The organism is Synechococcus sp. R6-5 (genome assembly GCF_047461775.1).
Lineage (GTDB): Bacteria > Cyanobacteriota > Cyanobacteriia > Thermostichales > Thermostichaceae > Thermostichus.
This window is the reverse complement of record NZ_JANSHV010000022.1, coordinates 1-7,571: the sequence shown is the minus strand read 5'-3', so window position 1 is coordinate 7,571 and position 7,571 is coordinate 1. Positions and strand designations below refer to the sequence as shown.

Here is a 7,571-nt window from a genome sequence, read left to right as displayed (position 1 = left end):
CTTAAAACATCCGTTAAGTTTCGTCAACTACCTGCCTCAAAAATGAGGAGGGGATCCCTTTCTCTATCGGCTGCCCCTCGGCAGAAAGAGGGCTTCTAAGGCCTGGCCGAGAGTCGGTTCCATCACCACCCGGTCTTCGTAGGCAGCGATCACCCGGGTGAGCTGAGGCAAGCGGCCCTGTTCTGCTTCGATGTAAAGGGGCTGAACATAGAGCAAAGAAGTCTCGATAGGAATGACCAGCAGCGTGCCCAGGTTCACCCGCGACCCATGCTGGTTCCAGAGGGAAATTTGCTCGGAGATCAAGGGATCCTGATTGACCCGTGCTTCCACCTGTTCCGGGCCATAGATGAGCCGTTGCTTGGAAAACTCGTACACCAGGAGCTTGCCGTAGTTTTCCCCGTCGCAGCGGGCCGCTATCCAAGCCACCATGTTCTGCTTGTTAACAGGGGCATAGGGGGAGAGGAGGACGAACTCAGGAGTGTGGTTTGCAACCCCTTGGGGATCCCTCGGCAAGGTGAGAATGAGATACTGCGGCTGCATGGGAATGCGCCGTCGATTGCGGAACTGGCCGGGGATCTGCCATTGATCCTCGCGGTTGTAGAAGAGGCGGGGATCCGTCATGTGGTAGGTGGCAAACTGCTGCGCTTGCAGGCGGAAGAGGTCTTGGGGATAGCGGATGTGTTGCCGCAGCGGCTCCGGCATTGCCTCCAGAGGCTTGAAGAGGGTGGGGTAGATGCGGGCGTAGGCTTGGATGAGGGGATCCCGAGGGTCGGCAATGTACCAATCGATGCTGCCGTTGTAGGCGTCCATCACCGCCTTGACCGAGTTGCGGATGTAGTTGAAGGGAAAGCCGGGCAGGTGCTCCGAGTAGGGGTAGCGGCTGCTGGTGGTATAGGCATCGAAAAACCAGTAGAGCTTGCCGCCTTGAATGACCAGGTAGGGATCCCGGTCGTAGAGCAAAAAGGGCATCACCCGACGGATGCGCTCGCGGATTTGGCGGCGATAGAGAAAGCGGGTGGTAGAAGATAGCTCGCGGCTGAGAAGGATGCGCAGATCGCCAAAATGCCAGGCGTAGAGAAACCGCTGCCAGAGGTGGGGAATGGGCACGCCACCGCTGCCCTGATAGCTGCTGTACACATAGCGCTCTGCTGCAGGGTAGTCCAACTCCCGCGCCTCAGCGCCCACGAAAACATCGGTGGTGGTCAGCTCGCCATAGTAGAGGGCCGGCTGCTCCACCCGCAAGACGGAGGCCACCTCAGGGTAGCGGGGAGAAACCCGCGGCGGGATATCCGATAGGAAAAAATCCGGCAGGCCCTCAGGGGTCACCACATTCACCGGGCTGAGGGTGAGGCCATAGCCGTGGGTGTAGAAAAACCGCCGGTTAACCCAGGTTTGGGCGGCGGGGGGTACCTGGGCAAAGTCCAGCTCGCGGGCGGCATGCATGACTTGGCGCAATTCTCCCCCAATGCGGTAGCGATCCACATTCACATAGGGAAATTGGTAGTAGGGGCGGATTTCTTGCAGTTGGCGGTAGGTGGCCAATAGGGGATCCGCATCCCAGAGGCGCACGTTGCTCAGGGTGGATTGATTCTGCTGCAGGATCTCCCAGGTCAGGGATCCCCCTTCCGGGAAGGGTTGGACTTCGACATCGGCCAGGCCAAAGCCAGCACGGGTAAAACGGATGTTGTCCTCGATGTAGGGGCGCTCCAGCTCCAGCTCGTTGGGGGTGACCAAGAAGGTCTGCACCAGTTGGGGATAAAGTTGGGTGGTCAGCAGCCCAAACCCCAGGTAGGCTCCCCAGAGGATGGCCGGCGCCAGGAGAGAGCTGGCCCAGGAAGGGCACCAGGACTTGAGGAAAGGAAGGTTGAGGCGGATCCCTTGGCGGGCCAAAACCCAGAACCCCACTGCCGTCAAGCCCGCCACCCCGCTCATCAAGGTCGTGGCCGGCAGAGTTGCATGCACATCGGCAAAACCGGCCCCAAACACAACGCCGCGGGTGGAATAGAGCAGCTCGTAGCGATCCAGCCAATGGCCCCAAGCCCGAATGAGAAACAGGGATCCCCCCAGGATCAGCAAGTGCCGCTGGGCATAGAGAGAAAGGGCCAAGGTCAGCCGTTGCTCGGAAAGCCCCAGCTCCACCAAGTAGATGAGGACAACGGTAACCAAGGTGAGCAGCACCAGGTTGAAGCACCAATGCTGCACCGTCTCCCAGAAAGGCAGGCTGAAGAGAAAAAAACTGAGATCGCGGTTGAAAATGGGATCCGACTCCCCGACGGGCCCCTGGTTCAGCCAGAGCAACAGCGTGAACCAGTGATTGGAAAGAGACCAAGCAAAGAAAACACTCAAACCTGTGGCAATCGCCCAGGCCCCGGTCAAGGTTGCCCCCCGCCAGCAGGAGCAGATGTTGGATCCCGTCACCGCCAGGGCAAAGAGGAAAGCGCCCAGGCCCAGCCCCCAGCGGGCAATCACCCGCGTCCACAGCACCGGCAGAGCATGCAGCTCGGCAAACCAAGCCAGATCTACGTAGAAAGCCGCCAAGCCCGTGATGGCCAGGATCCCCAGCCCCACCCCCAGCAGCAGAAACAATCCTCGCCGCAACCTCTGCATCGCCTCAGGATCCTCGGCTCAAAGCTGTTCTTGGTCGCGTCAGCGGTGCAGTTTCCCTTCGCCCGAGCGTTGCGGAACAACACAGGGTGCCGTAGGCATAGCCCTGTTCTAGCTGTTGCACCGCCTGCACCAAGCCTGCCGGCCCGCCGTCCACCCGCACCACCGGGATCCCCACCTGGGCCTGCACCTCTTGCCAGGTCAGATCGTCCAAAAAGCGCTCCCCATCCTTAAGGGCAATCTGAGGTAGCAGCAGCCCATCGTAGGCCGCCAAGTTTTCAACCGATTTCAAGGCATTCAAGACATCTTGGCCCGTCAGCAGCCCGGTTACCGTCAGGGTTTGTCCCCAAAATTGGCTGGCAATAGGCAAAAGATCCAACTGCAGCCCGCGGATGCGGTTCATCTGCTCCACCACAGGCTGGAAGGCTTGCTCTACGGCATTGCCCACCACCCACAGAACCTTGAGGGGAGAAGGGAGCTCAGGCGGCAGTTTGAGCTGCTCGAACTGGCTGAGGAAAAGCCGCAGGGAGCCTACCCCGTTCCCCAGCTGCGGGTAATCTTCATAGTGCTCTGCCGGTGGCAGTTCCCGCCCGGCCAGCAGATACCACTCATCGGCCAGCCAGGCAAAGGTGGATCCCAATGTTTGCCGAAACCCGACCTGCAAAGTTTCCACCTGCCGGATCACTTCTCGGGCCTTGGCCGCATCGACAGGAACCAGCTCATCACCAGGGGGGCGAAAGCGCGTCAACCCCACCGGCACCACTGCTGCCGAGAGGACGGTGGGGATCCCGTCTACGGGCCGGCGAAAGGCGGCCAAATCGAGGAGTGTGCGGGTGAGGTGATCCCCATCGTTCCAGCCTGGGCAGACCACCACCTGTGCGTGCAGTTGCAAGCGATGCTGGCGAAACCAGGCCAACTGCTCCAAAATCAGGCCAGCCCGCGGGTTTTTGAGCAAGCGGCTGCGCAGCTCCGGGTCGGTAGCATGCACTGACACGTAGAGGGGAGAAAGGCGCAGGCGAGCGATGCGCTCCCATTCGGCAGCAGGCAAGTTGGTGAGGGTGAGGTAGCTGCCGTAGAGAAAGCTGAGGCGGTAGTCGTCGTCCTTGAGGTGCAGCGTTGCCCGCATTTCCGGAGGTTGTTGGTCGATGAAGCAAAAGGGGCAAGCGTTGGCGCACTGGATCAGGCCATCGAACAGGGCTGTCTCAAACTCTAGCCCCAGATCCTCGTCGATTCCCTTCTCCAGCTCAACTGTGCGCGGGATCCCTTGGCTATTCAAGATCTCCAGGCTTACACACTCCTCAGCGATCAGGAAGCGGTAGTCGATGAGATCGCGGGGGCGTTCGCCGTTGATGCTGACCAGGGCCTCTCCAGGTTGGATGCCCACTTCTGCTGCCAGGGATCCGGGTAAAACAGCGCTGATACGGGCGGGCTTGAGACTAGCACGAGACATAGCTAACTCATCCTCAACTGATGTGCCATTTGCCCCAGCAGGACGAAGTTCTGGGTCGGGACAGCGTTGCGGAGCAATAACGAGGCTCGGTTGACTACAAACAGTTGACTACAAACAGCGGAGAATAGCCGCCTCTAGCTCGGTTTGGCTGAGATCCGTTACCACAAACACCTCTTGCACGCTGCTTCCCTTGCGGGCCACCAGCTTGTACCCGCCCCGGATCGGCACCGAAACCCGCAACTGCAACTGGGGGATCCGCCCACGGCTGCAGGACAGAGCGCCCGGCGTCACGGTTTTAATGCCCGCCTGCCGGGTCAGGCGTTCCAAAACAGGGATCAACCCTGAGATATGGGTAGAGTGGTTCCAAACCAGACGACCAGAGGGCTCAGACATAGCGGCTAGAGTGAGGAGAGGATGGGATCCCTATCCTATTCCTCCACAAATACCTGCTGCTCGTTGTGGAAAACTGGATGTCCAAAATGCCTGAAGATTCCCCGCCTGCGGTCGTGGCTCTGATCTTGGCCGGGGGCAACAGCCGCCGCATGGGATCCGACAAAGCCCTGGTGCTTTGGGATGGGATCCCCCTGCTGCGACGGGTGGCTCAGGTGGCAGCAGCCTGCGCCGACGCGGTTTACATCCTCACCCCCTGGCCGGAGCGCTATGCGTCGGTGGTGGATCCCGGTTGGCACCTCTGGCGGGAAAACGTTCCCCCCCTGGTCGGGCAAGACCCACGTGGTCGGGACAGCATTGCGGAGCAACACCGAGGCCCGCTGCTGGCCTTTCAAGAGGGGATCCGGCGGCTACAAACCTTGGCTGCTCCCCCGGCGTGGATCCTGCTGCTGGCCTGCGATCTGCCCTGCTTGCAGGAGCAGGTTCTTGGGGATTGGCGACAGCGCCTTGCCACCCTGCCCCCTCAGACGGTGGCCGCCCTGCCCAAAAGTCAGCGGGGCTGGGAGCCCCTGTGTGGCTTCTATCGCCTGGCGCAGCTAGGTTCTCTGGAGAGTTTCTTGCAGGCAGGAGGAAGATCCTTTCAGGGCTGGTTGTCCCAGGTGCCAACAGCCATCCTGCCCCTGACCGTTCCCGACAGCGGGACGGAGTCCCTTGAGAGGATGCTCACCAATTGCAACACCCCTGCAGATCTGCAGCTGGGGGGAAACCTGGGTAGGGGGTGATCCCTGGGATCAGCAAAGGGAGGGATCCCCTCATGTCACAATGGGTAAAGATTTGCTCGGTTTCTTATCTCGGCGCCGTGCTTACTTCCCTTTACTACCGCGAGATCCCTTGCCCCGATAGTGCTCAAGTGCTGCGCTGGCTACAGGAGTGTATCCCCCTGCCCCAAGGCAGCCAGAAGGTTCTCACCCCCACAGGCTTGCGCTTACAGGGATCCGGCGCTGAGCTGGCCCTCTTCTTGTGGTCGGGGCTGAACACTACCTATCTCAAGGTGTTCCAGTGGTCGGAACAGCCCTTCCCCCGCCAAGCTCGCTGGCTGGGAGAGCTGGAACAGGCCATCCAAAGCCAATTTCCCCACCGCTACCCGCAGTTGCCCCAGATCGACCTGAACCGGGGATCCATCTTCGATCAGCTTGAGCCTTTCTACCCGCAAACGGTGAAGTATTTTCGGCGGATCCCCAATGGAGAATTTGACCTGCAGCGGGTGTACTGGTGGGAAAAGCGCTGGCGGGAAGAAGTGCAACATTGCCACGCAGCCCACCGCCCTGCTCAGCCGGTCTTGTTTCGCCAGCCTGGCCCTGAGCCGGCCCCAGTGGAGTGGGATCTGGCCATCGTGGGAGGAGCGCTGGGAGCCATCTATGGAGCGGCCATGGCTCGCTTGGGCTACCGCGTGGCCTTGGTGGAGCGACTCCCTTTTGGCCGCATGAACCGCGAGTGGAACATCTCCCGGCGGGAGCTGCAAACCCTGGTGGATTTGGGCCTTTTGAGCGCCGAGCAGATGGAGAGCTTGATCCTGCGGGAATATACAGATGGGTTCAACAAGTTTTTTGACGGCAATAGCCCGGTTCGCGCCCCTGTCCTGCACACGCCCACGGTACTCAATCTGGCCATTGATGCGGAAAAGCTATTGCAGCTCTGTGGCCAAATCCTCACTTCCTGCGGGGGAGCTATCTACGAGCGCACCGAGTTTCAGCGGGCCTATGTTGGCGAACAAGGCGTCACGCTGGTTTTGAAGGATTTGCCCACCGGCGAGGAGTTTCGGCTGGGATCCCGCCTTGTGGTGGATGCTATGGGAACAGTCTCTCCCATTGCCCAGCAGCTTTACCGCCATCGGGCTTTTGATAGCGTCTGCCCCACGGTGGGGGCTACCATTGCGGGGGGGTTTGAGCCAGGGGTATGGGATCCCCAGTTTGGGGACATTCTGGCCAGCCACGGGGACATCAGCCGCGGTCGGCAACTCATTTGGGAGCTGTTCCCCGGCCCAGGCGAAGATCTTACCTTTTATCTGTTCCACTACCACCAGGTGCATCCGGAAAACCCCGGATCCCTGCTGGAACTGTACGAAGATTTTTTCACTATTCTGCCGGAATACCGCCGCTGCGACCCAGAGCGCTTGCAGTGGAAAAAAGCGACCTTCGGCTATATCCCCGGACGATTTGGCCAGCCCCGGCACCCTGTTCGCGGCAGCGGGGCGGAGTCTTCGGAACCCTTTGACCGGATACTGCTCATAGGGGATGCGGCGGCTATGCAATCGCCCCTTAGCTTTACCGGCTTTGGATCCCTGGTGCGCAACTGCCCCCGCCTGTGCGATCTGCTGGATACGGCGCTGCGCCACGACCTGCTCAGGGCGGCGGACTTAGCCCAGATCCGGGCCTACCAGGGCAACTCGGCCGTCACCTGGCTCTTCTCGCGGGGGATGATGGTGCCCACCGGCAAGGTGCTGCCCCCCGAGCGCATCAATGCCACCCTCAACAGCTTTTTTGGCATTCTCGCCACCGAGCCGCCGGAGGTGGTGGACGATTTCATCAAAGACCGGGCTGGCTGGCTGGCCTTTAACCGCATGGCCATCAAAGCTGCCCTGCAAAACCCACGGCTGCTGCTGTGGATCTGGGAGGCCGTAGGGGCCAAAGGCTTTGCCCAGTGGCTACCCACCTACTTCAGCTATACCGGCCTGGCCTTGACCTCTGCTTTGTTCAGGGGCTGGCTTCCAAATCTGCTGCGTCGCCTGCAGCCCTGGCTAGAAGCGCGTTACCCCCGCCTGTGGCTGCGCTGCCTGCAGTGGAGCTACACCCTCACCTATGGGGTAGGGCAGCCGCGCATTCAGTTTCAACTCCCCCCCACTCAAGAAAAGACCCAAGACACAATACCAACTTGGATAGAGGAGAGGGCTTGAGCTGGTGGCGCGGTCGGAGAATGCGGCCACGCCAGTTTTTTGATGCCTGTGCTTTTGCTTGCCTCAAGTCACAATCTTCAATGTCTGCTTCAATGTCTGCAGAAAAGGCAGGTGACAATACAGCCTGTTCACAAACTGGGGGATACAAAAATCGTGTTTCCGAGGCTTGACCCC

Annotated in this window: 5 protein-coding genes; 2 read left to right on the top strand and 3 right to left on the bottom strand. The window is 60.3% G+C overall.

Annotated features, from left to right (window positions below; translation table 11 throughout):
- Positions 1 to 63 precede the first annotated feature (63 nt).
- From NW818_RS01420 to NW818_RS01410, 3 genes are all read right to left on the bottom strand, one after another.
- Positions 64 to 2,607, bottom strand: a complete 2,544-nt coding sequence (locus NW818_RS01420) for a UPF0182 family protein (protein WP_414423632.1) — start codon at positions 2,605 to 2,607, stop codon at positions 64 to 66.
- Between the two features lie 4 nt (positions 2,608 to 2,611).
- Positions 2,612 to 4,054, bottom strand: a complete 1,443-nt coding sequence (locus NW818_RS01415; protein ID WP_414423631.1) for a TIGR03279 family radical SAM protein — start codon at positions 4,052 to 4,054, stop codon at positions 2,612 to 2,614.
- A 108-nt stretch (positions 4,055 to 4,162) separates the two neighbouring features.
- Positions 4,163 to 4,447 carry a DUF2103 domain-containing protein gene (locus NW818_RS01410; RefSeq protein WP_011432039.1) on the bottom strand — a complete coding sequence of 95 codons (285 nt, stop codon included), beginning with the start codon at positions 4,445 to 4,447 and terminating at the stop codon, positions 4,163 to 4,165.
- A 77-nt stretch (positions 4,448 to 4,524) separates the two neighbouring features.
- On the opposite strand from NW818_RS01410, the gene NW818_RS01405 reads away from it, so the two are divergent.
- Entirely contained in the window at positions 4,525 to 5,226 is a 702-nt protein-coding gene (locus tag NW818_RS01405; protein ID WP_414423630.1) for a molybdenum cofactor guanylyltransferase, read from the top strand.
- Positions 5,227 to 5,258: 32 nt separating this feature from the next.
- Positions 5,259 to 7,397 (top strand): FAD-dependent oxidoreductase, encoded by a 2,139-nt coding sequence (locus tag NW818_RS01400; RefSeq protein ID WP_414423629.1) that lies wholly within the window; start codon positions 5,259 to 5,261, stop codon positions 7,395 to 7,397.
- The last annotated feature ends 174 nt before the right edge of the window (positions 7,398 to 7,571 follow it).